This window comes from Isoptericola sp. NPDC056605, from assembly GCF_042792795.1.
GTDB lineage: Bacteria > Actinomycetota > Actinomycetes > Actinomycetales > Cellulomonadaceae > Isoptericola.
In genome coordinates, this window is the sequence record NZ_JBHTVT010000006.1 from 33600 (window position 1) to 58799 (window position 25200).

The 25200-nt window shown below is 75.0% G+C and carries 23 protein-coding genes; 5 read left to right on the forward strand and 18 right to left on the reverse strand.

Annotation, left to right across the window (positions count from 1 at the left end; translation table 11 throughout):
• Positions 1-169: 169 nt before the first annotated feature.
• Positions 170-1939 carry a peptidoglycan recognition protein gene (locus tag ACFQ8Y_RS08065; protein ID WP_430585138.1) on the forward strand — a complete coding sequence of 590 codons (1770 nt, stop codon included), beginning with the start codon at positions 170-172 and terminating at the stop codon, positions 1937-1939.
• Here ACFQ8Y_RS08065 and ACFQ8Y_RS08070 read toward each other — a convergent pair.
• Positions 1936-2712, reverse strand: coding sequence for a TSUP family transporter (locus tag ACFQ8Y_RS08070; RefSeq protein ID WP_430551304.1), 777 nt, complete (start codon positions 2710-2712; stop codon positions 1936-1938). The genes ACFQ8Y_RS08065 and ACFQ8Y_RS08070 overlap by 4 nt on opposite strands.
• A gap of 91 nt (positions 2713-2803) precedes the next feature.
• Between ACFQ8Y_RS08070 and ACFQ8Y_RS08075 the strand changes: the two genes are divergently transcribed.
• A complete protein-coding gene (locus ACFQ8Y_RS08075) occupies positions 2804-3331 on the forward strand; it encodes an SRPBCC domain-containing protein (RefSeq protein ID WP_430551305.1) in 528 nt (175 codons plus the stop codon).
• A gap of 9 nt (positions 3332-3340) precedes the next feature.
• On the opposite strand, the gene ACFQ8Y_RS08080 is transcribed toward ACFQ8Y_RS08075, so the two are convergent.
• Genes ACFQ8Y_RS08080 through ACFQ8Y_RS08105 form a run of 6 tightly spaced genes read right to left on the reverse strand, consistent with a single transcriptional unit; the run spans position 3341 to position 8315 of the window.
• Positions 3341-3910 carry a DUF5063 domain-containing protein gene (locus tag ACFQ8Y_RS08080; RefSeq protein ID WP_430551306.1) on the reverse strand — a complete coding sequence of 190 codons (570 nt, stop codon included), beginning with the start codon at positions 3908-3910 and terminating at the stop codon, positions 3341-3343.
• Between the two features lie 60 nt (positions 3911-3970).
• Positions 3971-4570, reverse strand: coding sequence for a recombination mediator RecR (gene recR / locus ACFQ8Y_RS08085; RefSeq protein ID WP_429766609.1), 600 nt, complete (start codon positions 4568-4570; stop codon positions 3971-3973).
• Between the two features lie 40 nt (positions 4571-4610).
• Positions 4611-5216, reverse strand: a complete 606-nt coding sequence (locus tag ACFQ8Y_RS08090; protein WP_430585139.1) for a response regulator — start codon at positions 5214-5216, stop codon at positions 4611-4613.
• Complete coding sequence (locus tag ACFQ8Y_RS08095) at positions 5213-6463, reverse strand: sensor histidine kinase (protein WP_430551308.1); 1251 nt, start codon at positions 6461-6463, stop codon at positions 5213-5215. The genes ACFQ8Y_RS08090 and ACFQ8Y_RS08095 overlap by 4 nt, the downstream gene beginning before the upstream one ends.
• A gap of 50 nt (positions 6464-6513) precedes the next feature.
• Positions 6514-7350: an ABC transporter permease gene (locus ACFQ8Y_RS08100; RefSeq protein WP_430585140.1), complete on the reverse strand. Its 837-nt coding sequence runs from the start codon at positions 7348-7350 to the stop codon at positions 6514-6516.
• On the reverse strand, positions 7347-8315 hold the full coding sequence (locus ACFQ8Y_RS08105) for an ABC transporter ATP-binding protein (protein ID WP_430551310.1): 969 nt from the start codon (positions 8313-8315) through the stop codon (positions 7347-7349). Before ACFQ8Y_RS08105 ends, ACFQ8Y_RS08100 begins: the two co-directional genes overlap by 4 nt.
• Before the next feature lie 191 nt (positions 8316-8506).
• On the opposite strand from ACFQ8Y_RS08105, the gene ACFQ8Y_RS08110 reads away from it, so the two are divergent.
• On the forward strand, positions 8507-9823 hold the full coding sequence (locus ACFQ8Y_RS08110; RefSeq protein WP_430585141.1) for an alkaline phosphatase family protein: 1317 nt from the start codon (positions 8507-8509) through the stop codon (positions 9821-9823).
• A gap of 18 nt (positions 9824-9841) precedes the next feature.
• Here ACFQ8Y_RS08110 and ACFQ8Y_RS08115 read toward each other — a convergent pair whose 3' ends face one another.
• Genes ACFQ8Y_RS08115 through ACFQ8Y_RS08135 form a run of 5 tightly spaced genes read right to left on the reverse strand, consistent with a single transcriptional unit; the run spans position 9842 to position 16680 of the window.
• Complete coding sequence (locus ACFQ8Y_RS08115) at positions 9842-10738, reverse strand: carbohydrate ABC transporter permease (protein WP_430585142.1); 897 nt, start codon at positions 10736-10738, stop codon at positions 9842-9844.
• The gene (locus tag ACFQ8Y_RS08120) at positions 10735-11691 is read right to left on the reverse strand and encodes a carbohydrate ABC transporter permease (protein ID WP_430585143.1); all 957 of its coding nucleotides are present in this window, start codon (positions 11689-11691) and stop codon (positions 10735-10737) included. The genes ACFQ8Y_RS08115 and ACFQ8Y_RS08120 overlap by 4 nt, the downstream gene beginning before the upstream one ends.
• On the reverse strand, positions 11688-13076 hold the full coding sequence (locus ACFQ8Y_RS08125; RefSeq protein WP_430585144.1) for an ABC transporter substrate-binding protein: 1389 nt from the start codon (positions 13074-13076) through the stop codon (positions 11688-11690). The genes ACFQ8Y_RS08120 and ACFQ8Y_RS08125 overlap by 4 nt, the downstream gene beginning before the upstream one ends.
• Positions 13073-15322 carry an alpha-N-acetylglucosaminidase TIM-barrel domain-containing protein gene (locus tag ACFQ8Y_RS08130; protein WP_430585145.1) on the reverse strand — a complete coding sequence of 750 codons (2250 nt, stop codon included), beginning with the start codon at positions 15320-15322 and terminating at the stop codon, positions 13073-13075. The genes ACFQ8Y_RS08125 and ACFQ8Y_RS08130 overlap by 4 nt, the downstream gene beginning before the upstream one ends.
• Positions 15319-16680 (reverse strand): Gfo/Idh/MocA family protein, encoded by a 1362-nt coding sequence (locus tag ACFQ8Y_RS08135; RefSeq protein ID WP_430585146.1) that lies wholly within the window; start codon positions 16678-16680, stop codon positions 15319-15321. Before ACFQ8Y_RS08135 ends, ACFQ8Y_RS08130 begins: the two co-directional genes overlap by 4 nt.
• A gap of 78 nt (positions 16681-16758) precedes the next feature.
• Here ACFQ8Y_RS08135 and ACFQ8Y_RS08140 point away from each other — a divergent pair, with 78 nt between their 5' ends.
• Together ACFQ8Y_RS08140 and ACFQ8Y_RS08145 are read left to right on the forward strand one after the other, a co-directional pair.
• A complete protein-coding gene (locus tag ACFQ8Y_RS08140; RefSeq protein WP_430585147.1) occupies positions 16759-17811 on the forward strand; it encodes an Lrp/AsnC family transcriptional regulator in 1053 nt (350 codons plus the stop codon).
• A 26-nt stretch (positions 17812-17837) separates the two neighbouring features.
• Positions 17838-18362, forward strand: coding sequence for an NUDIX hydrolase (locus ACFQ8Y_RS08145; RefSeq protein WP_430585148.1), 525 nt, complete (start codon positions 17838-17840; stop codon positions 18360-18362).
• 55 nt (positions 18363-18417) lie between these two features.
• On the opposite strand, the gene ACFQ8Y_RS08150 is transcribed toward ACFQ8Y_RS08145, so the two are convergent.
• The 6 genes from ACFQ8Y_RS08150 to ACFQ8Y_RS08175 form a co-directional block, all read right to left on the reverse strand.
• Positions 18418-18822 carry a VOC family protein gene (locus tag ACFQ8Y_RS08150; protein WP_430585149.1) on the reverse strand — a complete coding sequence of 135 codons (405 nt, stop codon included), beginning with the start codon at positions 18820-18822 and terminating at the stop codon, positions 18418-18420.
• Entirely contained in the window at positions 18819-19268 is a 450-nt protein-coding gene (locus ACFQ8Y_RS08155; protein WP_430585150.1) for an NUDIX domain-containing protein, read from the reverse strand. The genes ACFQ8Y_RS08150 and ACFQ8Y_RS08155 overlap by 4 nt, the downstream gene beginning before the upstream one ends.
• Position 19269: 1 nt before the next feature.
• Entirely contained in the window at positions 19270-21816 is a 2547-nt protein-coding gene (locus ACFQ8Y_RS08160; RefSeq protein WP_430585151.1) for a DNA polymerase III subunit gamma and tau, read from the reverse strand.
• A gap of 131 nt (positions 21817-21947) precedes the next feature.
• Entirely contained in the window at positions 21948-22610 is a 663-nt protein-coding gene (locus tag ACFQ8Y_RS08165; RefSeq protein WP_430551323.1) for a methionine ABC transporter permease, read from the reverse strand.
• On the reverse strand, positions 22607-23905 hold the full coding sequence (locus ACFQ8Y_RS08170) for a methionine ABC transporter ATP-binding protein (RefSeq protein WP_430551324.1): 1299 nt from the start codon (positions 23903-23905) through the stop codon (positions 22607-22609). Before ACFQ8Y_RS08170 ends, ACFQ8Y_RS08165 begins: the two co-directional genes overlap by 4 nt.
• Positions 23906-23965: 60 nt before the next feature.
• Positions 23966-24856 (reverse strand): MetQ/NlpA family ABC transporter substrate-binding protein, encoded by an 891-nt coding sequence (locus ACFQ8Y_RS08175; RefSeq protein ID WP_430585152.1) that lies wholly within the window; start codon positions 24854-24856, stop codon positions 23966-23968.
• Positions 24857-25200 lie beyond the last annotated feature (344 nt).

The following is a 25200-nucleotide window of genomic DNA, read 5'->3' on the forward strand; positions in this document are numbered from 1 at the left end:
TGGTCGAGATCGGGGGAAACGTCTTGCCATCTGGACATCCGCCGTCTGGCGGATGGGGTGCGGCGCCACACGTCGACCGGCCCGTGCCGCCGTGCACCGCGTCGCACGCCCGCACGTGCCGGTCTATGTTGGCGTCGTCCACCTGCCATCCGTGCCAGGAGACCGACCGATGACAGCACACCGCTGGACATCCGCCGCCGCCACCGTGGTGCTCGCGCTCGTCGCCACCGGGGCTCCCGCGGCCGTGGCGACGCCGCACCTCGCGGAGCGGTCCGCCACGACGCCCGCCGGAGGCTCCGCGGGCGACGACCCGTCCGCCGTCGAGGCGACCGTCAGGACGACCCCGGCGGCGGCACCCGACCCGGCCACCGCCCGCACCCTCGGCTCGGATCCGGCGCGGACCACGACCAGCGGGGACGTCCTCGCCGCCACCTCCGACGTCAGCGGGTTCGCGACCGTCGGGGTCACCTGGGCCGGTCCCGCCGGCGCCGGCCTGGTCATCAGGGCCCGCACCTCGGACGACGGGGGCGTCACCTGGTCGGGGTGGAGCCTCCTGGAGATCGAGGCGCTCGACCCCGACGCGGCCGAGGGAGGGTCGGCCCCCCTCGTCGTCGGGGACGTGGACCAGGTCCAGGTGGCGGTCGAGAACGTCGCGGCCGAGGACGTGCACGACGTCGAGCTCGTCGCCGTCGACCCCGGCCAGGGCGCGGTGGACCGAGCCGCCGCGGACTCGTCGCTCGACGACGCCGGCGGCTTGTCGCCCTTCGGGAAGGGTGCCGGCGGCGCCGTGTCGCTCGCCGGCGCCGTGGCGGCCGGGGACCAGCACGACGGGCCCGCCATCCGCTCGCGCGCCGACTGGGGTGCCGACGAGTCCCTCATGACCTGGACCCCTCGGCAGGGCCAGGTCAAGGGCGCGATCATCCACCACACCGCCGGCACCAACAGCTACACGTCCGCGCAGGTGCCGTCGATCATCCGCGGCATCTACACGTACCACGCGAAGACCCGCGGCTGGGGCGACATCGGGTACAACTTCCTCGTCGACCGGTGGGGCCGCACCTGGGAGGGCCGCGACGGCGGCGTCGAGCTCGAGATCGTCGGCGCGCACGCCGTGGGGGTCAACGACGAGACCGTCGGGGTGTCGGTCCTCGGCGACTACGAGCAGGCCACCGTCAGCGACGCGGCCGTCCGCGGCGTCATCGACCTGCTGGCGTGGAAGCTCGCCCTGCACGGCGTCCCGGCCCGCGGCCACACCACCCTCGACGGCTCGCGCGAGGCCAGGATCTCCGGGCACCGCGACGTGGGCAGCACCGCCTGTCCGGGGGCCTCGATCTACCGGCGCCTGGCCGAGATCCGCAGCAAGGTCGCGAGCGGCCAGGACAGGTGGCGACACCTGTGGAACACGAGCACCGGGTACCTCGTCGAGTACCGCCCCCACCTCTCCCGCGACGAGGTGTGGTTCGTCTCCGGCGGCACGCGGCATCTCCTCACGAGCACCAGGGCTCGTGCGGCGCTGGCGGGGCGGCTCGGCCGGGCCTCGTACGCGAGCCACACGTTCCTGACGAGCCTGGAGCGGGGCACCGACTTCGACTCCCGCTGGGCCCGGGTGCCGTCCGGCCGCTACGTCATGCTGGACGGCAACGGCGACCTCATGTGGGCGACCGCCTGCGGCACCGTGCGCCACTGGGGTGGCGACTGCACCGACCCGCGGATCCCCGACAGGGCCAAGAACGCCTTCGACGTCGAGCCCATCTCGTTCTTCGCCAGGTCCGAGCGCACCGGCTACCTCTACCGGATCCACGACGGCCGCAGGGAGCGGGTGTACACCAGGGACGCCTGGTGGCGGCTCACCCGCGCGGTCGGCTGGACCCAGCTGCGGGACGTGAAGGTCACGTCAGCCCTGCTGAACGAGTTCCCCGCGGGCCCCTCGCACCGCTAGGCGCCGGTGACGACGTCGTAGCCCAGCTTCACGATCAGCGCGCCCACGACGACGACGAAGATGACGCGCACGAAGGCGCTGCCCTTCGCCACGGCCATGCGCGCCCCGACGTACGCGCCCACGAGGTTGGCGGCGCCGATCATCAGCCCCAGGCCCCACAGCACGGCGCCGTGCGGCACGAAGAACAGCAGCGCGCCGAGGTTGGTCGCGAAGTTGACGATCTTCGCCAGCGCCGACGCCGGCAGGAAGGCGTAGCCGAGCACGCTTACCAGCGCGATGACGAGGAACGTGCCGGTGCCCGGGCCGAGCAGGCCGTCGTACGCGCCGATGACGAGGCCGATGCCGGCGGCCGTCCAGCGGTGCCGGTTGCCCTCCCAGCGCAGGTTGTCGTGCGCGCCCAGCTTCGGCTTGAGCACCGTGTACGTGGCCACCCCGATCAGCACCACGAGGATGATCGGCTTGAACAGGTCGGCGGGGATGCGGCTGGCCAGCGCGGCGCCGCCGAAGGCCCCGGCCAGCGCGGCGAGCGCCATCGGGCCCGCCGTCGTGAGGTCCGGGCCCACCCGGCGGTAGTACGTGATCGCGCTGGTGGACGTGCCCATGATCGAGCCGAGCTTGTTGGTGGCCAGCGCCTGCACCGGCGAGATCCCCGGCACCAGCAGCAGCGCGGGCAGCTGGATCAGCCCGCCACCGCCGACGACGGCGTCGACCCAGCCGGCCGTGAGCCCGGCCAGCACGAGCAGCACGATGGTGAGGGTGTCGAGGTCGGGCACCGGGGAATCCTGTCATGCCCGCCGACGCCGATAGGCGCCCGTCCCACCGCCCACCGCCCCACGACCGCCGCCCCGTGCCACCCTGGGAGGCATGACGGACGAGCAGCGCCCCGCCGTCGCGGCGACCGGCACCGTCGAGCACGGGCCCGGCCGGCGCGAGCTCGTCGTCGTGCGCAGGTTCGACGCCGACGCCGCCGACGTGTGGGCCAGCATCACCGAGCCGGGCCTGCTCGAGGCGTGGGTCGGCCGCTGGGAGGGCGACCCGGCGACCGGCACGGTCCAGTTCTTCATGACCGCCGAGAGCCCGGACGCCGAGGCCGCCGAGTGCGTCATCACGCGGTGCGAGCCGCCGCGCGGGTACGCCGTCGACACGGCCACGCCGGGCGGGGTCTGGCACCTGGCGCTCGACCTCGCGGAGGCGGACGGGGTGACGACGCTGACGTTCCGGCAGCGGCTGGGCCCGGACGACGACGCCGCCTCGATCGGTCCGGGGTGGGAGTACTACCTCGACCGGCTCGTCGCGGTGCGCTCGGGGCGGGGTGCGGACACGGTGGCGTGGGAGTCGTACTACCCCGCGCAGCGCGAGCACTACGCCCGCGCGGCGACCGCCGCGGGCTGACGCCCCGGCTCAGGAGTGCAGGGCGTCGTACTCCGCCTCGGCGGCGACGTCGTCCGCGACGTCGAGCCGCAGGTGCGCGAGCACCCCCTGCAGCACGCGCAGCGCCGACGACGCCCGCTCGCCCCACGAGGACAGGTAGCTGAACTGCCACCACCACAGGCCCTCGAGCTCGTGCCCGTCGTCGAAGTGCTGCAGGCCCTTGGCGATCTCCTCGGCGACGCACGCCAGGTCACCGGACAGCGTCGCGGGCGCGACGTCGGCGCTCAGCGCCGGGTCGGACACCTCGACGTAGTCGTCGAAGCCGTCGAACATCTGCGCGAGCGCGTCGCGCAGCGGGTCCACGTCGGTCTCGGGCCCGGCGTCGGGCTCCCACCGCTCGGCGGGGACGACGTCCACGATCGCGGCGAGGCGCGCCCCCGCGGACAGCAGGTCCGACGTCGCGAGGATGAGCAGCGCGATCTCCGCGCCCGGTGCGGCGCCGGACGCGACCTGCGTCGTCGTCGACAGGAACGTCCGCGCCTGCGCGGACATCTGCTCGGCGACGTCCCGGAACTCGGATCCGGCCTCGATCTCACCCACGGGGTCCCCTCCTCCTGCGTCGTGGTCTCGACAGGCTCGACCGACGGATGCGGGAGCCGGTCAGCCGCCGACGACCCGCCGGCCCTCGAACGCGCGACCGAGGGTCACCTCGTCCGCGTACTCCAAGTCTCCCCCGACGGGCAGACCCGACGCGAGGCGGGAGACGGTGACGCCCATGGGCGCGATGAGCCGCGACAGGTACGTGGCCGTCGCCTCGCCCTCGATGTTGGGGTCGGTGGCGAGGATGACCTCGGTGACCGTGCCGTCGGCCAGGCGCGTCATGAGCTGGCTGATGCGCAGGTCGTCGGGGCCGACGTTCTCGATCGGGTTGATGGCGCCGCCGAGCACGTGGTACCTGCCCCGGAACTCGCGGGTGCGCTCGATCGCGACGACGTCCTTGGGCTCCTCGACGACGCAGATCACGTCGTCGGAGCGGCGCGGGTCGGCGCAGATGCGGCATCTCTCCGACTCCGCGACGTTGCCGCACGTCTCGCAGAACTGCACGCGCGCCTTGACCTCGGTGAGCGCGTCGGCGAGCCGGCGCACGTCGGCGGCGTCCGCCGCGAGCAGGTGGAACGCGATGCGCTGCGCGCTCTTGGGCCCGACGCCGGGGAGGCGGCCGAGCTCGTCGATCAGGTCCTGGACTGCGCCCTCGTACACAAGGGTCCAGCCTACGGGCTGGCGGGGACGGTCCGGCCTCTCAGAGCCAGCCCTTGGCACGCGCCAGCCGGACGGCCTCGTGCCGGTTCGCGACCCCCAGCTTGGCCACGGCGGACGACAGGTAGTTGCGCACCGTGCCGGGGGCCAGCGCGGCCCGCTCAGCGATCTCCTCCACGGGCGCGCCGTCGGCGGCGAGCTCGAGCACGTCCGCCTCGCGGGCGGTCAGGGGCGAGTCGCCCGCGGAGATCGCGTCGGCCGCGAGCTCCGGGTCCACGTACCGGCCGCCGCCCGCGACCTGTCGCACGGCGCCCGCTAGCACGGCCGCCGACACCGACTTGGGCAGGAAGCCCCGCACCCCCGCGGCGAGCGCCTTCTTGAGGTGCCCGGGCCGGCCGTGGCTCGTGACGATGACGACACCGCAGGCCGGCACCGTCCTGCGGACCGCCTCGGCGACCTCGATCCCGTCGGCGCCCGGCATCTGCAGGTCGAGCACCGCCACGTCGGGGGCGTACCGCTCGATCGTCCCCACGGCCTCCGTCCCGTTCCCCGCGACCGCCACGACCTCGAGATCGTCCTCCAGGGCGAGCAGCTGGGCGACCGCGTCCCGGATCAGCGTCTCGTCGTCGGCGAGCACCACGCGGATCACCCGTCCACCTCCCCCGGCACGCGGGCCGTGAGGACGAACCGGTCGCCGTCGGCCGCCACGTCGAGCGCTCCCCCGACGGCGGCGAGCCGCTCCCGCAGCCCGACCAGGCCGGCGCCGCCCTCCAGCCCGGCCACCCCGGCGACGCCCACGCGGGCTCCGTCGTTGCTCACCCTCAGCACCATCTCCCCCGTCTCCTCCTGCCTGTCCAGATCGATCCGGCACTCGCGCGCGGCCGAGTGCCGCACGATGTTCGTGACGGCCTCGCGCACCACCCAGGCCAAGGCGTCGGCCTGCGGGGCCGCCAGCTCCGGCACCTCGCCCACGACCCGCACGGTCACCCCCGCCGCGCGCAGCACGGACCGGGCCCCGTCGAGCTCCGTCGACAGGTCGGCCGCCCGATAGCCGGCGACGACGCCGCGCACCTCGCGCAGGGAGTCCTGGGCGAGCGTGCGCACGTCGTCCATCTCGTCGGCACCCCGCGGGTCGCCGCGACGCGCGAGCGCGGCCGCGAGCTCGGACTTCACCGCGACGGCGGACAGCGCGCGTCCGACGACGTCGTGCATGTCGCGCGCGATGCGCAGCCGCTCCTCCGCGACGGCGAGCCGCGCCGAGGCCTGCCGCGCGGTGTCGAGCTCGCGCACCACCTCGACGATCCACATGGACAGCCGCACCGTCGACGCCCAGAACAGGAGGAAGACGTACGCGCCCAGGCCGGTGCCGAGCGCGGACGCGACCGTCCCGGCGCTCGCGTCGGAGGCGAGCCGGACGCCGATCACGACGACCGGCACCGCGAGACCGACGGTCAGCACGCGCCGGATCGGGGTCGCGACGGCGAGGGCCCCGCAGGTCGCCGCCCCGGCCACCGCGATCATCATGCTGCGCGGGTCGCCCATGAGGCCGCCCCCGACGGCCGCGGGCAGCACGAGGACGGACACGAGCCAGACGGCGCCCGTCACCGCGAGCAGCGCCACGACCACCGGGCGGGGGCGCCGCCCGGTGGTCAGCGGCTCGTCGAACCCGACGTGGATGGTGCCGAGGCACAGCGCCATGTGGACGAGGCCCAGGCACGCCAGGACCGCCGCCGCGCCGACCGCGGGCACCTCGTCCGTGCCGGCCAGCGCCGCCACCGCGTACAGGTAGAAGAAGGGCTCGAGGAGGACGAACGAGTAGAGGCTCACGCGGGTGTACGTCTCGACCCCGCGCGCACCACCCGCCAGGGCCGTGCCGGGCCGACGACGTGTTCTCACGCCGTCAGCCTGCCACGATGCCGGGGCCGGCCGCCCCGGCGGGAGGTGGGTCACCGACGCGGCTCCCAGCGCATCCACCGCCGGGCGGCGAGCGCGCCCACGACCGTCCACGCGGCGAGCACGGCCACGGGCAGCGCGGCCGCGCCGAACGTCTCGGCGAACGTGACCACCTGCCCGTCCCCGTCGATCCCGCCGGCGCCGAGCAGCATGAGGTCCGTGATCGGGCGCAGCGGGGTGAACGTGCCGATCGTGTCGAGCACGCCGCTCGACGCACCGGGCGCGCCGAACAGGCCGGCGAACGGGATCGCGACGACGAGCAGCGGCAGCGTGGTGAGCTGCGCGGACTCCACGGTGCGGGACAGGCCGGACGTCGCGGCGGCCACCAGCGTGAGCATCGCGGCCCCGCCGAGCACGGCCACGACGACGAGCAGCGGGTTGACGAACGCGGGCGGCGTGAGGAACACCGACACCGCGACGGTTCCCAGCACCGTCTGCGCCAGCGCCACCACGAGCGCCGGGACGGCCGTGCCGACCAGGAGCTCCGCGCGGGAGCACTCCCCCACGAGGTAGCGCTTGAGCACCAGCTCCTCGCGCCGGGCCACGAACGCGACGGTGAGGTTGTAGTAGACGACGAACGCGAGCGCCATGAACGTCAGCAGGTTCAGCAGGACGGCGCCCGTCGCGGCGGGGGCCTCGTCGCCGATGCCGCCGACCGCGGCGAACAGCCCGACCGTCATCGGCGGCAGGGCGAGCGCGTTGAACAGCGCGGTGCGGTTGCGCACCAGCAGGCGCAGCTCCGCGCGGGCGAGGGCCGCGACGCGGCGGCCGCCGCCGCCCGTGCCCGTCGCGGCCCGCCGGCGGGCCGGGGTGGTGGTCGTCGTGGTCATGCCGCTGCCTCCGTGTCGGTCGTGCGGTGCGCGTCGGCGCCGTCGTCGAGGGCGAGGAACGCCTGCTCGAGCGACGCCGCCCGGGCGTCGAGGTCGTCCAGCCGCAGGCGCCGCGCCTCGGCCCACTGGAGCAGGGTGAGCAGGTCGTCCTGCAGGCGCGTGGTGCGCAGGCGCAGGCGGCCCGTGCGGTCGACGTCGGGCACGCCGACGACGCCCGCCAGCGCGGGCAGGTCCGCCACGGCGGGCGCGACGGCCCGGCCGCCATCGTTGCGCACCACGGCCTCCACGCGGGCGGGCTCCGCGGCGACGACGTCGGCGACCGATCCCGTCCGCACCACGCGGCCGGCCTGCATGATCGCGATGCGGTCGGCGAGCTGCTCCGCCTCCTCCAGGTAGTGGGTGGTGAGCAGCACCGTGGTGCCGGCGTCGAGCATGCCCTGCACCAGCGCCCAGGTGGCGCGGCGGCTCTCCGGGTCGAGGCCGGTGGTGGGCTCGTCGAGGAAGAGGAGCTCGGGGTCGCCCATCGTGGCGAGCGCGAGGTCCAGGCGGCGTTTCTCCCCGCCCGAGAGGCTGGCGACACGCACGTCCGCGCGGTGCTCCAGCCCCACGGCGCCGAGGACGTCGGCGACCGGGCGCGGCCGCGACAGGGTGCCCGCCCAGGTGCGCGCCGTCTCCGCGACGGTGAGGTCGCCGGAGAACCCGGCGCTCTGCAGCATGATCCCGAGGGAGCGGACGACGTGCCGCCGCTCCCGGTACGGGTCGCGACCGAGCACGCGCACCGTGCCGCCGGAGGCGGGTGCGAGCCCCTCGACGAGCTCGACGAACGACGTCTTGCCCGCCCCGTTGGTGCCGAGCAGGGCGACGAGCTCCCCGCGGTGGACGTCGAGGTCGACCCCGCGGACGGCCTCGAACGCGCCGTACCGGCGGCGTGCCCCGCGGACGTGGACGATGGGTTCCGAAGTCATGCCTCCACCCTCGCGGCGGCGCGTCGTCGCAGGTAGTGCCGCCCGTCACCGGGTTCCGTGAGGAGCGCACGGACGGGCCGTGACATCTGTCATGCCGTCCCGGTGACGGGCTGATGTCCCCCGGGTGACGGGTCCGGGAACTCTGCGCCCAGGACGCGCGCCCCGGGCGACCACGCCCTAGCGTCGGTCGGGTGACCCACCGCTGGGCCCGGCCTCTCGCCGGCGCCACCGTCGCCGCCCTGTCCGCGCTCGCCGTCGTCGTCCCGGCCGCCGCCGCGTCGTCCGCGCCACCGTCGTCGGACGCCGTCACCTCGGCGCACGGCCCTGCGCGCGCCGACCACGTGGTGCTCCTCGCCCTCGACGGGTTCGACGCCGAGTACCTGGGCCGTGCGCCGATGCCGCACCTCGAGGCGCTGCTGCGCCGCGGGTCCGTCACGACGTCCACCGGGGTCATGACCTCCATCACGAACCCGTCGTGGGCGTCGGTCGCCACCGGGGCGTGGCCGGAGCGGCACCTCAACTCCGCGTACTGGTTCGACCCCGTCTCGGGCACGGCCCAGGGGCAGCAGCGGGCCCTCGCGGTGCCGACGATCGCCGAGGCGGTCCGCGCCGGCGGCGGCACCGTCTTCTCGTCGCAGTGGTTCATCGTGCAGGACCATGGCGTGTCGTACGGCGACCCCGAGGGCCTGTACACCCAGCCGGGTGGCGACTGCAGCCGGCGCGTCGACGACGCCGTGGCGGTCTTCGCCGGCGAGCCGGTGAGCTCGGGCGGGGAGATGGTCCGGGCCGACGGGCTGCCGGCCCTGACCGCGGTGTACTGCGACGCGCTCGACGCGCTCGGGCACGCCGGCGGCGACGAGCACCCCGGCATCCCCGCCGCGCTCACCGAGCTCGACGCCCAGCTCGGCCGGCTGGTCCAGGCCACGAAGGACGCGGGGATCTACGGCCGCACGACCTTCGTCGTCACCGGCGACCACGGCATGACCACCTTCGACAAGGGGTTCGCCGCGGAGGGCCTCGCCGCGATCGCCGACGCCGGCTACACGGGCGAGGTCCTCACGGCCGGGAGGTCGCCCGCCCCCGGCACCGACGTCGCGATCGTCGTGGGCGGTGTCGCCGACCTCACGCTGCTGGGCGACGCCGCGGACGACCCGGCGGCCGAGCGCCGCGTCCGGCGCGCGCTCGAGGCGCTGCCCCAGGTCCGGGCGGTGTACGACGACCGCGACCAGCGGCGGATGCGCATGAGCCCACGCCACGGCGACCTCGTCGTCGAGCCGGAGCCGGGCTGGTCGTTCGGGAGCACGCCCGCCGCGCCCGCGGGCCGGCACGGCTCCACCACCGAGCTGGAGGTGCCGCTCGTGCTCGCCGGGTCCGGCGTCCTGCCCGGGCGGCACCCGCGCGACCCGCGGCACGTCGACGTGGCCCCGACGATCGCCGCGCTGCTGGGCGTCGACCCGCCGGCCGGGGCCCAGGGCCGGGTGCTGTCGGAGGCGCTGCGGCGCGGCTGACGCCGGTCGCGCGACGGCTCAGCCCTTCTCCGCCCCCAGCGTGAGCCCGCTGACCATCGCCCGCTGCGCGGCGAAGAAGCCGATGACGACGGGGACGGTGATCGCGATCGACCCGGCCATGAGCACCGTGACCGGCACGTCGAACGTCGCGAGCTGCGCCACGCCCAGCGACACCGTCCACCGCGACCGGTCGTCGACGAGGAAGAGCAGGGCGTACAGGTACTCGTTCCACGCGATCATGAAGATGTACAGGCCGGTGGCGGCGATGCCGGGCATCGTCATGGGAAGCACGAGGCGGCCGATCACCTGCAGGCGGCTCGCCCCGTCGAGCGCGCCGGCCTCCTCGACCGAGGCCGGCACGGACGCGAAGTAGTTGCGCAGCATGTAGACGGCCAGCGGCACCGTGCTCGCCATGTAGATGAGCACGAGGCTCGCGATGGACCCGCGCAGACCCAGCCGGCTGAACAGCACGTACAGGGGCACGGCCAGGGCGATCCCCGGGAGGATGTACACCCCGAGGAACACCGCGCCCACCACGCCCCGCCCGGGGAACCTCAGCCGGGTCACGGCGTAGGCCCCGAGCACGCAGACCAGCAGGGTGGCGAGCGTGGTGGACGACGCCAGCACGAGCGAGTTCACCATGAACCCCCCGAGCCCGAAGCCTCCGGCGTCCAGGGGTCGCAGCGCCGTGAGGTACGGGGTCACGTCCACCTGCGTGGGCCACGGCACGGCCGGGTGCGCCGCGACGTCCGCGAACGGGCGCAACGACAGCCCCAGCGCGTAGAACAGCGGGAACGCCGCGAACAGCGTGCCCGCCGTGATCACGACGACGCGCACCGCCCCGGCGACCCGCTCGCCCCCGGACCGTCGACGCCTCCGACGGCTCGCCGCCGCCTCGACCGGACCCTGCCTCACTCCGTCTCCCTCCGCCGCTGCAGCACCAGGTAGAGCGCGATGAACACGGCGAGGATCGCCGTGATCGCCACTCCGACGCCGGACGCCGCCCCGATGTCCGAGCGGGTGACCAGCTCGTTGTAGACCCGCACCGCGAGCACCTCGGTCCCGGCCGCGCCCCCGGTGAGCAGGTACACCTCGTTGAAGGTCTGGAACGTCCAGATGAAGCGGAGCAGCAGGAGGATCGAGACCACCCCCGCCAGCTCCGGCAGGACGACGTGACGGATCCGCTGCCACGGCCCCGCGCCGTCGAGCGCCGCGGCCTCCTCCAGGTCGCCGGACACCGCGTGCAGCCGCGCCGCCGCGAACAGGTAGGCCAGCGGGAAGGTGTGCCAGACCATGACCACGATGACGCTGACCAGCGCCACGGGGACGGTGACGCCGAGCACCGTCGTGTCGGGCGTGGTGAGGAAGGCGACCGGCTCGTCCCAGCCGAGCAGGCTCGTGCCCACCGCGTTCACCCAGCCGTACTGGGTGTTCAGCAGGGTGCGCCACGTCTGCATCGACGCGACGACGGGCAGCACGTACGGCACGAGCACCAGCGCCCGCACCACCGCCCGGCCCGGGAACGGCCGCCGCAGCGCGAGGGCCATCGCGACGCCGGCCGCGACCGACTGCACCGCCGTCGCCACCGAGAGCACCACCGTGGTGCGCAGCGCCGTCCAGAACCCGGCCGACGTGAACAGCCCGACGACGTTCTCCGGGTCGAGCTCGAGGTCCGCGAGGGTCAGGTGCGGCAGCTGGGCGAGCTTGATGTCCTGGAACGCGAGCACCACCACGGCGAGGAACGGCAGCACCACCACGGCAGCGACCACCAGCACCGTCGGCGCCACCAGGGCGGCGCCCGCCCGGGCGTCCTGCCGGGAGCGGGTGCTCCGGGCAGGACGCCGGACCGGGGCGGCGACGCGGGTCACTCGAGGTCCTGCTGCACCGTCTCGACGGCGGACCGCAGGTCGTCCGCCACCTGGGCGGGGTCGCCGTCCGAGAACAGCGGGCCCACGGTCTGCGGCACCACCTGCTGCTGGATCGTCACGGAGGCCAGCAGCGCGTCCTGCGTGCCCGCGCCCCAGCGCACGTACTGCTCCGCGCCCGTCGCGAGCGCGTTCGCCACGTCCTGCCCGTACACGTCCGTGATCGACCGGTCCCCTCCGTCGGCCCCGAACGGCAGCGTCGCCCACGCGTCCACGTACTCGGTGGGGTCGTCCGGGGTGCCGAGCCGGGTGGGGATCCGGCCCTCCGTGGCCATGCCCAGGGAGTCCGCGTACCCCTCCGTCATGAGGAACTCCACGTACTGCTTCGCCGCCTCGGTCTGCGCCCCCTCCGGGATCGACAGCTGGAGCACGTTGCCGAACTGGACCGCGTCGTCGTTGCTCGGGCCGAACAGCCCGGTCACCACGCCAGTGTTCGCGGAGAGGTACGTCGGGTCGTCGGCGCACTCGTCGCACGTGACCGGGTTGTTGGGGTCGAAGCCCGCCACCTCGTCGAGGATGTGCGTGGAGAACATCACCATCGACGAGTCGCCCGCGAGGTACGACGCGCGCGCGGCGTCGACGTCGAGCTCGCCGTTGCCGGCCGTCGCCGCCATGCGCTGGTAGAGCTCGAGCCCCTCCACGCAGGCGTCCGAGTCGAGCGTCACGGTGCCGCCCTCCGCGAGCTGGCACCCGTTGGGCAGCAGCGTCGCCTCGAGCGTCTCCCCCGCCCACGCGTCGCCGGGCTGCGTGCCGAGCGCGATGCCGCCGTCGCCGGCCGCCCGCATCGCCTCGGCCGCGTCGGCCACGTCGGCGAGCGACTCCGGAGGCTCGACGCCCGCCTTCTCGAACTGGTCGGCGCGGTAGAGCAGCAGGTAGCCCCAGCCGTCCATCGGGACCCCGGACGGCTGGTCGTCCACCGTGACCATCGACATGGCACCGTCGGCGAACGTGTCCGGGCCGAGGCTCTCGACGAGCTCGGCGGCGGCGTCCTGGTCGAGGATGCCCTGGTCGACCCACGCCGGCGACTGCTCCCAGCCGTGCAGGATGACGTCCGGCACCTCCCCTGACGCCGCGTTGGCCAGCAGCGTCGTGTTCTGATCCGCGCCCGCGAGGGGCACGACCTCGACGTCGATGCCCGTCTCCTCCGTGAACCGGGACGCGATCTCCTCCTGCGCCGCGACCCGCTCCGGTGTCGTCTGCGCCGTCCAGAACGTGAGGGTGTCGACCTCCTCCGCGGCGTCGTCCCCACCACCGCCCGAGCACGCCGCGAGCAGCAGCGCCGCCGCCGCGAACGCCGGGGCGGTGCGCATGACCCTAGGTGTCGTCATCTCGTTGCCTCCTCCTGCTCCGCCGGCTCCCTGCCGGTCCGGTCGTGCGTTCCCTGCTGCGCCGCCAGGAGCCGGCCGGCGGCGACGACGACGTCGCCCCCCGGCGCGGTCGGCAGCGGGACGTCGCCGTCCACCCAGGTCTCCTCGGCGTCGGCGACGGCCGCCCGCAACCGTGCGACGGCCGCCCCGGCGTCCTCCCCCTCGGCGACCGCCTCGAGCGCGGCGAACCACGCCACCCAGCGGGGGCGGTACAGGCCGTCCACGAGTCCCGCCCAGTGCCGTCCCGAGTAGTCGTGCAGGCCCGAGTCGCCGCGGCCCCAGACCGTCACGATGCGTCGGGCGTCGCGCGCGAGGACGGCGCGCTCGCCCGCGTCGTCCCCCCACCGGGCGGCGTCCTCGACCCAGCGGCCCGCGAGCCGGCTCCCGCTGGTGCCGGCGAGCGCCGCCAGGTCGTCGAGGGCCGCGAGCACGGTCTCGCCCTCCGCCCGGACGGCGGCGGCGTCGCCCGCGGCGGCCGCGGCGGCCGCGCGGTGCACCGGGGCGCGCAGCCGCTGCGCGGCGACGTGCGTCGTCACGTCGATCAGGTCCTCCACCCACGGCCCGCGGGGCCCGAGCTCCTCGACCACGGTCGTGAGGAGCGCGGCCGCGCGGGCGAGCTCGGGCAGATCGCCCAGGACGTGCGGGTCCGCGTCGACGTCCACGTTCGCCGACGGCGGCCGGTCGGGGTCGAGCGCCTCCCCGGCGCGCCGCTGGGTCGCGAACGGCGGGGCGAGGTCGACGGGCCGCGCGATGACGGGGGACGGCGCGGACCGCGTCGCGCCCGGTCGGTACACGGTGCGGCCGAGCACCCGCCAGGCCTCCTGCGCGGCGTCGCGCACGCGCGGGTGCCCCGCGAGGCGGTAGCGCCGCCCGACGAACCCCGCCAGCCACCCGTCGACGTCGAACCCGTCGAGGTCCTCGATCCAGGGCAGCCGGGTGGCGAGCTCGTAGAAGGCCGGGTTGTGCTCGATGGCCTCCGGCGCCAGCCCGACCCCCCGCAGCGTCGCGGGCGCCGAGCGACGCGCGGCGCCGTACCCGTCGAGCAGCCCCCGCAGATCGCCGTGCAGGGAGAACCGGGCGCCGAAGTTGTGGACCGTGCACCACACCCAGGGCCGGCGGGCGATCTCCCGGTCGTCCGACCAGACGGGCGCGTGCTCGGCCCACAGGTCGAGGAGCAGCAGGCGGTCGCCCGGCACCGCCTGGAGGAAGGCGTCGACGCGCTCCCGCGTCCAGAACGCCCGGTGGTAGTGGAACGGCCAGGCCTGCATGACCCACGTGGCCGCCGGGTCCGCACCGCGGATGCCCTCCCACAGCGAGCGGCCCAGGTCCCGGAGGTAGTCCGGGTCGGCCGAGGGCGGCTCGGACTCGATGAGCGGGTCGGCGGAGTAGAGGTGGTCGGTGCCGACCATGGCCTGCTGGTGGCGTCGCACGCTCCCGGCCAGCTCCCCCAGCTCGGCCGAGCCCGGCTCCAGGAGCGCCGTCGTGAACCCCTGCCACCGGGTGCGGCGCGCACCGGCGGGGGCGAGCGCGTCCGGCACGTGCCCGCCGAAGGCCGGCAGCACCGGCCGCATCCCGAGCTCCCGCATCCGTGCCGCGACCCGCCGTGCCAGGGCGGCGCGCCGCTCGAACCACCGCCGGGGCAGCGGCCCGCCGAACCCGCTGAGGCTGCCCATGAAGGTCCACGGCAGGTAGGCGGCGCCGCCGAGCCACTCCCGCGACTGCTCGGACGTCGCCCCGGCGTCGACGAACGCCGCGTGCAGCACCGCCTCGTGCCCGAGGGTGAGCAGCGGCGCGGTGACGCCGTGCAGCGCCATCCAGTCGACCTCGCGCTCCCAGCGCTCCCAGCCCCAGAACGGCGCCGAGTACCCGGTGGTGACGACGTTGAGGTAGTACCGCACCGCAGCGTCGGTGCGGCACGTGGTGGGGGCGGCGTCGGGCCAGCGGTCGGGGCGCTCGCGTGCCGCGACAGGGTCGTCCCAGGTGACCTGGAGCCCCACGACGTCGGCGAGGTAGCGGGCGAAGCCCGCGCCCAGGGTCGCGACGTCCCCCGCGCTCACCTCGAGCGTCCCGCCCGCGGCGGAGTACCGGAACGTCCCATCCCCCAGTCCCGGGTCGACGTCGAGCCGCACGTCCCGTGCCGGACGGCCCGTCGCACGCTCCACGAGCCGCCGGACGCCGGCCGCGTCGCGGGTCACGTCCCCGGTCACAGGTGCACCACCTCCCCCGTGCTGCGCGAGCGCTCCGCGGCGAACGCGATCCGGTGGCTGACGGCGGCGTCGGCGAGGTGGGTCGGCACCCGCACCCCCGGTCGCACCCGCCGGTCGCGCACCGTGGCGACGAACTCGCGCATCAGCCCGTCGTCCCCGCCGGCGTGACCGTCGGACTCGCGGCGGCCCGGCTCGACGAGCAGGTCGACGTCGTCCACGGGCGCGGTGACGACGGTCACGACGTCGTCGTCCGGGAGCCCGGACCGGCCCTCGGCGTCGTGGTCCCACCGGGGCGCCCCTCCGAGCTCCGCGCCCCGGCGCGGCAGGAAGCGGCGCAGCGTGACCTCCCCGGTGTCGAGGCGCCCCTCGATCTCGCCGTGCGACCCGAGGATGCGCACCGTGCGGGTGTTCGCCTCCGTGAACGCACCCACCCGCAGCGTGGCCGTGACCCCTGCGGCGTAGGTCAGTGCCACCACCTGGTGGTCCACCGCGTCGTTGTCGCAGCGGTAGACGCAGCGGCCGTACGGGCCCTCCCGCAGCGCGCGCAGCCGGCCCTCCGCGGACGTGTCCCCGGTGATCGCCGTGACCGGCCAGGCGTGGTGGTCGCGCAGGCGTTCCACGTAGAACCGGGGGGCGTGGAACGGGCAGGCGTCGGCCGCCGGGCAGCCGTCCGTGCAACGCTCCGGGGCGCCCTCCGGCGCGTTCTCCGCGCGGAACTGCGTGAGCGCCCCCGTGGAGTACACGGTGGCCGGCTCGGCCCCGAGGAGCCAGGTGATCACGTCGAGGTCGTGGCAAGCCTTGGCCAGCAGGAGCGGGCTCGAGGTGTCCGCGCGCCGCCAGCTTCCCCGCACGTACGAGTGCACGAAGTGCCAGTACCCCGGGTCCTCGGTCTGCTCCAGGTGCACGACGCGACCGACCGCGCCCTCGTCGAGCAGCTCCTTGAGGTGCCGGAAGAACGCCGTGTAGCGCAGCACGTGCGCCACCCCGACCGGGACGTCCGCCTCGCCCACCGCCCGCACGATCTCCTCCAGCTCGGCGGGGGAGGTGGCCACCGGCTTCTCCACGAGGATGGCGTACCCCCGCCGGGCTGCGGCCAGCAGGGGCCCGGTGCGCAGCCGGTCCGGGGTGGCCACGACCACCGCGTCCGCGATCCTGTCCGCCGCCAGCAGGTCCTCCCACCCCGAGTAGGCCCGGTCCGCCGCGATCCCGTGCGCGGCGACGAGGGCGGCACGACGGCCGTCGTCGGGCTCGGCGACCGCCACGACCTGCACCTCGTCGGGATGCCGCAGGCAGTAGTCCGCGTACGCCTCGGCGCCACGGTGCCCCGCCCCGACGACGGCGATCGTCACTGGTCGCACGCCCTGCTCCTCACCCTCGTCGCCGCTGATGCGTCACGAGACTCGCCGGGGGCACGCCCGGCTGCAAGAATCCGGGCGATGACGAACGGAACCTCCGTCTCGAGGGACCCCGTGCACGGATCGTCCGCCCTGACGGGGCCCGACCGACGGATCGTCGGCGCGCTGCTCGCCCACCCACGCGCGACGGTCGCGGCCCTCGCGACGGCGGCCGGTGTCACCTCGCCGACCGCGTCGCGCCGGCTGGCGGCGCTCCTCTCCCGGGGCGACGTGCGCGTCACGGGGGTGCTCGACCGGGAGTGGGCCCGGGCGGGCCTCACCGTGTGGTTGCGGGTGCGCTGCGCGCCCGGCCACAGTCGCGACGTGGCGCGCCAGATCGCGTCGTGGGACGAGGCCGGGTACGTGGCGGTCACCGGCGGCGAGCTCGACTGCGCGGCACAGGTCGCGGTGCGCAACGCCCGCGAGCTGCTGGGCGTGACCCACCACCGGCTGCGGTCGATGACCGGCGTGGTGACGGGCGACGCGCTCCGCGTGCTGCGGCGCTTCGCCACCCCGCACGGGTGGACCGCGGGGATCCTCGCCCCGCAGGAGACGGCCCGGCTGCGGACCGGGCGCTGGGACGCCTGGGACGAGGGGCGGGAACCGCGCGGCGTGTCCCTCGACGAGGTCGACGCCCGGCTCGTGGACGCCCTCATGGCGGACGGCCGGCTGAGCTGGCGCGAGCTCGGCGAGCGCGCCGCCGTCGCGCCCGCCACCGCCGGCCGGCGGGTGGAGGCGCTCATGCGCCGCGGTCCGCTGCGGGTGCGCGCGGTCGTGGACCCCGCGCTCGTGGGGCGGCCCGTGGTAGCCCTTGTCTGGCTCCGGGTGCTGCCGTCCCGGCTGGAGGTCGCGGGACGCACGCTCGCCGCCCATCCCGACGTCCTGAGCGTCGCCGCCACGACCGGGCAGCACAACCTGTGCGGCGAGATCGCCGTGGCCGACGACGAGGCCCTCTACCGGTTCCTCACGAGCGACGTCGGCAGCATCCCTGGCGTCGCCGCGGTCGAGGTGACGGACGGGCTCGAGGTGATCAAGCGCGCCGCGCGGATCTTCGGGTCGCCGCTCGACCACGACGACGTCCCGCCCCTCCCCTGAGGGGTCGTCTGCGGCAGGATGCTCGCATGGGCGAGGTCGCGGGATCCGAGGTCGTGGCGCTGTACGACGAGTCGGGGCGCCCGTGCGGCACGGCGCCGCGGTCGCGGGTGCGGGCGGAGAACCTGCGGCACGCGGCCACCGCCGTCGTGGTGCGCAACCGGGCCGGTGACGTCTACGTGCACCGCCGCACCGATACGAAGGACCTGTATCCCGGCCGGTACGACTTCTGCGCGGGCGGCGTGCTGCGCGCCGGCGAGGACCCGACCGACTCCGCGCGCCGCGAGCTGGCCGAGGAGCTCGGCGTGACCGGGGTGGAGCTGGTGCCGCTCGGCGTCGCCGACTACGCCGACGACCGCACCCGGATGCGCGAGTTCCTCTACGAGTGCACCTACGACGGGCCCGTGACCTGGCAGCCGGAAGAGGTCGCCTGGGGCGCGTGGGTGCCGCTCGCCCGCCTGCTGCGGATGATCGACGACGTGCCGTTCATGCCCGACTCCGTGGCCAACCTCGCCGGCTGGCTCGACGACCTGCGCGCCACCCTGCCGAGGTAGTCCGGGCGGCCGCGAGGTAGTCCGAGCGACCGCGAGGTAGCACCGGGACGGGCGGTCAGCCCGCGACGAGCTCGGCCTCGAAGCCGTCCGCGTCCTCGAGGTAGGCGGCGTAGTGGTCGGGGCCGCCGGCGAACGGGTGCCGATCGGCGAAGAGCAGCGACCACCCGTGCGCGGGCGCGGCAGCGACGAGCGCGTCGACCTGCGGGCGCGAGCCCGCGTGCAGGGCCAGGTGGTTCAGGCCCGGCCGCCGACGGTCGTGGGTGGGGGCCGACAGGGCGGGGCTCTGCTCGACGACGACGTAGCCGTCGTCGAGCAGCCACGACCGCCCGTGCTCCCACGCCTGGTGCGTCCGGTAGCCGAGCTCGCCGAGGAGCCAGCCCCAGGAGCGCTCGGCGCGCGCCAGGTCGGGCACCCACAGCTCGACGTGGTGGACGGCCCCGCGGCGCGGTCGACCGGTCATCGGGCGGCGACGTCGGCCATGAGGTCGGCGGACAGCGGCGCGAGCGGGTGCGGCGCGGCCGGTTCGGCCGGGTCGACCCAGACGTGCTCGGCGAGCTCGGCGCGCGTCTCGACGTCGAACCCGGCGGGCAGGACCACCTCGAAGACGTGCGCGTCGACCACGTGGTCCGGCTCGTTGGCGGCGACGGCGGTGCGGCGCCCGAGCGGGCGGGCGGCGGCCGGGTCGACGACCAGCCCGATCTCCTCCGCGCACTCGCGCACGAGCGCGGCGACCGGCTCCTCGCCGGGCTCGATCTTGCCGCCCACCTGCATGAACGCCGTGGTGTCGCGCTTGCGCACGAGCAGCGCGCGGCCGTCCTCGCGCACGATGACGGCGGCGACGATGTACAGGGTGGTGACGCCCGGGCGGGCGTGCTCCGTGCTGTCGGTGGGGGTGTGACCGGTCATGTCAGGGCTGCTCCGCGATCTCCTCGATGACCTTGCCGTCCAGCACCTGCACCACGAGCTGCACGCCGACCAGCCCGGCGGACGTGATGTCGGGGTCGTCGGCGGAGGGCTCGTCGTCCGCGGGGTTCCCGCCGGACGCGGGCGCCCAGGACGACCGGCCCTCCGACTGCTGCGCCTCGCGCACCCGGCGCTCGGCGGCCTGCCGCGGGGTCTCGCGCGCAGGCGGGGCCGCCGGGGCGGACACTGCCGGACCGGACGGGGCGGGCGCGCTCGCGGCCGGCGCGCTCGCGGGTACGTCGGGCTGGGGCCGCGGCGCCGCCACGGGCCGGCCGACCCGGGCCGCGGCGGGCTCGTCGAGCGGCGGCTCGGGCTCGTCGTCGGGCGGGGGCTCGTGCAGGGAGACGCCGGCGAGCCAGGCGGCATCCGCCTCGTCGACCGAGGCGACCTGCCTCGCCTGCTGCTGCGGCTGCGGAGACCGCTGCGGGGCGTCCTGCGGCGCACGACGAGCGTGCGGCTCGACGACCGCGACTGCGGTGTCCGGGCGCGGCTCGCTCGCCGCGACGGTGGCGGCGGACGGGCGGGCGCCGGCTGCCCCGCCGCTGGTGGCACCGCCGCCCCCGCCGCCGGAACGCCCCTCGCCGGGCGGCGGGACGTCGGGCCATGCGGCGTCGTCGGACCGCTCGGAGTCGTCGGACCGCTCGGAGTCGTCGGGCTCCTCGGCGGCGTCGCCGCCCGGGTCGGACGGCACCGGAGAGCTGCCGGCCTCCCGAGGTCGCGCGCCGGCCTCGTTCTCGACGATCTCGACCTGCACTGCGACACCGAGCGCCTGGTAGACGGCGTCCGAGATGGTCTCCGGCCGCCCGCGACGCGCCAGCCCGACGACGGCCGGCGCGAACCCGAGGCGCAGCACGTCACGCTCGAGGGTCAGCACTTGGGCGTTCTCGCCGAGGAACGCGGCGGCCTGCGGGCTCTGGATGGCGCCCAGGACCTCGCGCCACCGGCGTCGGACCACCTCGGTGGTCACAGCGCTGGCGGGAGCGGACGGCGCGGACTCCGGCTCCGGCTGAACCGCCGGGCCTGCCTCGACGGGCTCGACCACCGCAGGCTCGGGCTCCGCGGACGGCGCGGCCTCGACCGGCTCGACCACCGCAGGCTCAGGCTCCGCGGACGGCGCGGCCTCGACCGGCTCGACCACCGCAGGCTCGGGCTCGCCGGCGCTCTCGGGCTCGGCGACCGGACGCCGGCTCGCCTGCAGGGCGGCCCGGGCAGCGGCGGCCCCGCTCAGCCCTCCTCCCCCGCCCTCGGATACCGGCGGAGCGGGAGTCGGTGCGGCGTCACCGGGAGCGGGCGGACCTGCCGGCGCGGCCGGACCGGCCGCGATCCTGCCCCGCTCGAGGCGGTCGATGCGCGCGGCGAGACCCTCCACGCCGTCGTCGGCGCCGGGCAGCAGCAGGCGCGCGCAGAGCAGCTCGAGGTGCAGCCGGGGCGAGGTGGCGCCCGTCATCTCGGTGAGCGCGGCATTGACGAGGTCGGCCGCCCGCGACAGCTCGGACACGCCGAGACGTCCGGCCTGCGCGCGCATCCGCTCGAGCTGGTCGGCGGGCAGCCCCCGCAGCACCGCCTCGGCCGCGTCGCCGGAGACGGCGATGACGATGAGGTCGCGCAGCCGCTCCAGCACGTCCTCGACGAACCGCCGCGGCTCGTGCCCGGTGGCGATCACCTGGTCGACGACGCGGAAGATCGACGCGCCGTCACCGGCGGCGAGCGCGTCGACGACGTCGTCGAGCAGGGTGGCGTGCGTGAACCCGAGGAGGCCGACGGCGGTGTCGTACGCGACGACCCCGCCGGTCGCGCCCGCGATGAGCTGGTCCAGCACGGAGAGGCTGTCGCGCACGGAGCCGCCGCCCGCGCGGGTCACGAGCGGCACGACGCCTCCGCCCAGCTCGATCCCCTCGGCCGCGGTGAGCTGCTCGAGATAGGGGCCCAGCACGTCCGGCGGCACGAGCCGGAACGGGTAGTGGTGGGTGCGCGACCGGATGGTGCCGATCACCTTGTCGGGCTCCGTCGTCGCGAAGACGAACTTCACGTGCGGCGGCGGCTCCTCGACGATCTTGAGCAGGGCGTTGAAGCCCTGCGGCGTCACCATGTGCGCCTCGTCGAGGATGAAGATCTTGTACCGGTCGCGGGCGGGCGCGAACGTGGCGCGCTCGCGCAGGTCGCGGGCGTCGTCGACGCCGTTGTGGCTGGCCGCGTCGATCTCGACGACGTCGAGCGAGCCGGGGCCGCCGCGCGCCAGCTCGACGCACGACGGGCACTCGCCGCACGGGGTGTCGAGCGGGGTCTCCGGGGTGTTGCGCGCGCAGTTGAGCGTCCGCGCGAGGATGCGGGCGGACGTCGTCTTGCCGCAGCCGCGCGGGCCGGAGAAGAGGTAGGCGTGGTTGACGCGCCCGCTGCGCAGGGCCTGCATGAGCGGTGCGGTGACGTGCTCCTGGCCGATCACCTCGGCGAACGTCTCGGGCCGGTAGCGGCGGTACAGGGCTGTCGTCACCCGGCCAACCCTAGACGCCGCAGCCGACACCGACGAGGCCGCTGCACAGCCCGGTCCGCGCGTGCTCGTCGACGTAGCACCTGGTGACAATTCAGGCCGGTGAACCGTCATCAGGTACTACGTCGAGGCCGTCAGCGGTGCAGCACCTTGCGCGCCAGGCGGTTCCCCACCCACTGCACGACCTGCACGATGACGATGATCACGGCGACGGTGACCAGCACGACCATCCAGTTGTAGCGCTGGTAGCCGTACCGCAGCGCGAAGTCACCGAGCCCGCCACCGCCGATGAGGCCGGCGATCGCCGACATGTCGAGCACCGCGATGAACAGGAACGTGTAGCCGAGGATCAGCGGGGCGAGGGCCTCGGGGACCAGCACCGTGGTGATGATGCGCCATGACGACGCCCCCATCGCGCGGGCCGCCTCGACGACGCCGGGGTCGATGCCGACGAGGTTCTGCTCCACGATCCGCGACGTGCCGAACGCCGTCATGACCGACAGCGGGAAGATGAACGCCTCGGTGCCGAGCGTCGTGCCCACGACCTGCAGCGTCACGGGCCCGAGCAGCGTCACGAAGATGATGAACGGGATCGGGCGGACGATGTTGACGATCACGTTGAGGATGCCGAACACGGCCTTGTTGGCCAGCAGGTTGCCCGGCCGGGTCACGTAGAGCGCGAGCCCCAGCGCCAGGCCGGCGATGCCGCCGGTGAGCAGCGCGATCGTGACCATCTGCAGGGTCTGGCCGAACGCCTCCCACAGCAGCGGCCACAGGGTGGACCAGTCGCGGTTCATGAGCGACCTCCCAGGTTGCCGAAGAAGCCGTGGCGGGTGATCGCGTCACGCGCCTCGCGGTACGGGTCGCCGAGCTCGTCATCCTCGTCCGGCGCAGGTGTGCCGCCCTGTGGACCGCGGTCGGCCCGGATCGCCCGCGGGTCGTCGACCGGGTGCTCGGCCGTGCCCAGGTCCACGACGTCGGCCCGCTCGCGCAGCGCGGCGAGGAGCGCCGCGATGCGGTCGTCGGGCGCGACGAGCTCGACGGTGAGCGAGCCGAACGGCCGCTGGCCGACCTCGCTGATGCCGCCGAAGACGACGGCGCCGTCCACCTCGTGCTCGCGCAGCAGGCGGAACAGCTCGGTGCCGGAGCTCGCGCCCTCCCGCACGCCGACGGTGACGAGCCGTCCGGGGTGCCGCTCGCGCAGGCGGGCGAGCGCGTCGGGCGAGGGCCGGTCGTGCATGGACGTGCCGACGAACCGCTGGGCGGCGTCGGCGCTGGGCGCGGAGAAGACGTCGTACACGTCGCCGACCTCGACCACCTTGCCGTGCTCCATGACGGCGACGCGGTCGCACAGGGAACGCACGACGTCCATCTCGTGGGTGATGACGACGATGGTGAGGCCGAGCTCCGCGTTGACGCGGCGCAGCAGCGCCAGCACGTCGCGGGTGGTCTCGGGGTCGAGGGCGGACGTCGCCTCGTCGGCGAGCAGGATGGTGGGCGACGTCGCCAGGGCGCGGGCGATGCCCACGCGCTGCTTCTGCCCGCCGGAGAGCTGGCGCGGGTACGCGCGCGCCTTGTCGGAGAGCCCCACGAACTCGAGCAGCTCGGCCACCCGGGCCGCGCGCTTCTCCTTCGGCCAGCGCGCCACCTTGAGCGGGTAGGCGACGTTGCCCGCGACGGTCCGCGAGCTCAGCAGGTTGAACTGCTGGAAGATCATGCCGATCCGCGCGCGGATCCCGCGGACCTTGCGCTCCGGCAGGCCGGTGAGGTCCGTGCCCTCGACGAGCACCGAGCCCGACGTGACGGTCTCCAGCGCGTTGACGAGGCGCACCAGCGTGGACTTGCCCGCGCCGGAGTAGCCGATGACGCCGAAGATCTCGCCCGCGCGCACCGTGAGGGACACGTCGTCGACGGCGTGCACGGCTCGGTCGCCCTCGCCGAACGTCTTCGACACCCCGCGCAGCTCGATCGCCGGCGTCCCGGGGGCCGGTCCGGCCTGGTTGTCGCTCACCTGTTCGTCCTCACTGGTCTGCGCTCGCTCGTCGTCGCCCGTGGTCGGCCCGTCGTCCGCTCGACCGGTCGTGCTGCCCATCGTGCCCAGCACGACGGCCGGGGCGCGCGGGCTGGCCCGCGCTCCCCGGCCGTCGTCGGGTCAGGACGCGTTGCGGATGTCGTCCTCGAGGCCGGCCAGGATCTCCTGCAGCTCCTCGGGCGAGTTGTCCTTGATGACGGCGGTGCCGCCGGACTGCTTCTGCTCGGCCGCGACGACCTCGTCGGAGTGCGAGATCTCGACCAGCTTCGCCAGGTCGGGGTCGCCGGAGTCCTCGGCCCGCGCCACCCACACGTTGATGTAGGGGGCGGCGGCCTCGGAGTCGGGGTCGTCCTGGAAGAGGGCGTCGTCCGCGGACAGCCCGGAGTCCTCGAGGAAGTCGTTGTTGACGATGGACGCGTCCACCGACTTGAGCTGGATCGGCGTCTGCTCGGCGGCGACCGGCGTCACGGTGACCTTGGAGCTGGGCAGCACGTCGGCCTCGGTGGAGACGGCGCTGCCGCCGTCCTTGAGCTCGATGAGGCCGGCGTCCTGCAGCACGAGGAGCGCGCGGGCCAGGTTGGTCGGGTCGTTCGGCACGGCGACCTCGCCGCCGGCGGGGATCTGGTCGACGGAGGTGTGCTTCTCCGAGTACAGGCCCAGCGGGTAGACGGCCGTGGCGCCGATCGGCGTCAGGTCGTCGTCGGCGTCGACGTTGTAGCCGGCGAGGAACTGCAGGTGCTGGAACTGGTTCGCGTCCAGCTCGCCCTGCGAGAGGGAGGGGTTGGCCTGCGTGTAGTCCTGCAGGTCGACCAGCTCGATGTCGAGGCCCTCGTCCTTCGCCTTGTCGGTGAAGACGGCCCACTTGTCGTCGGACGCGCCGACGACGCCGATGCGGAGCGTGCCGTCGCCCTCGGCGTTGCCGGAGCCGCCGCCGCAGGCGGACAGGGTGAGGGTGGTGGCCGCCGCGATCGCGGTGACGGCGAGGAGGCGGGTGCGGGTGGTACGGGACACGGGTGGGTCCTTCCGGGCGGGCGCCGGGTACGGCGCCGGTGAGGGGTGGGGTGCGGCAGCCACGGCCATCAGCTCGAGGCGGCGGGAAGAGTGGTCCCCCGGCGGGCCGGGGAGGGCGACGACGACGTCGTCGGGCGATGCCGGTGCGGCGTCAGCCGAGCTCACACATTCGGCCCGGGATCATCGCGGGGCGGCACATCTCGCCGCGACGGCGGGTGCGCGCGGTCGAGGTGGCTGCGGGAGCGATGCGGGGCATGCCATCAGAGTGACCACCCGCGGCCCGGTTCACCAAGCCGACGCGGGGAGAATCTCACGCAGTGGACGATTCTGCGTCCACATCATGG

What these genes read in the sequence shown, in the direction of transcription:
- ACFQ8Y_RS08105 (WP_430551310.1), bottom strand. Translation starts at nt 8,315, where the DNA reads ATGACTTCGGAACCCATCGTCCACGTCCGCGGGGCACGCCGCCGGTAC.
- ACFQ8Y_RS08165 (WP_430551323.1), bottom strand. Translation starts at nt 22,610, where the DNA reads ATGAACCGCGACTGGTCCACCCTGTGGCCGCTGCTGTGGGAGGCGTTC.
- ACFQ8Y_RS08125 (WP_430585144.1), bottom strand. Translation starts at nt 13,076, where the DNA reads ATGACGACACCTAGGGTCATGCGCACCGCCCCGGCGTTCGCGGCGGCG.
- ACFQ8Y_RS08075 (WP_430551305.1), top strand. Translation starts at nt 2,804, where the DNA reads ATGACGGACGAGCAGCGCCCCGCCGTCGCGGCGACCGGCACCGTCGAG.
- ACFQ8Y_RS08150 (WP_430585149.1), bottom strand. Translation starts at nt 18,822, where the DNA reads ATGACCGGTCGACCGCGCCGCGGGGCCGTCCACCACGTCGAGCTGTGG.
- ACFQ8Y_RS08065 (WP_430585138.1), top strand. Translation starts at nt 170, where the DNA reads ATGACAGCACACCGCTGGACATCCGCCGCCGCCACCGTGGTGCTCGCG.
- ACFQ8Y_RS08100 (WP_430585140.1), bottom strand. Translation starts at nt 7,350, where the DNA reads ATGACCACGACGACCACCACCCCGGCCCGCCGGCGGGCCGCGACGGGC.
- ACFQ8Y_RS08155 (WP_430585150.1), bottom strand. Translation starts at nt 19,268, where the DNA reads ATGACCGGTCACACCCCCACCGACAGCACGGAGCACGCCCGCCCGGGC.
- ACFQ8Y_RS08170 (WP_430551324.1), bottom strand. Translation starts at nt 23,905, where the DNA reads ATGGGCAGCACGACCGGTCGAGCGGACGACGGGCCGACCACGGGCGAC.
- ACFQ8Y_RS08140 (WP_430585147.1), top strand. Translation starts at nt 16,759, where the DNA reads ATGACGAACGGAACCTCCGTCTCGAGGGACCCCGTGCACGGATCGTCC.
- ACFQ8Y_RS08145 (WP_430585148.1), top strand. Translation starts at nt 17,838, where the DNA reads ATGGGCGAGGTCGCGGGATCCGAGGTCGTGGCGCTGTACGACGAGTCG.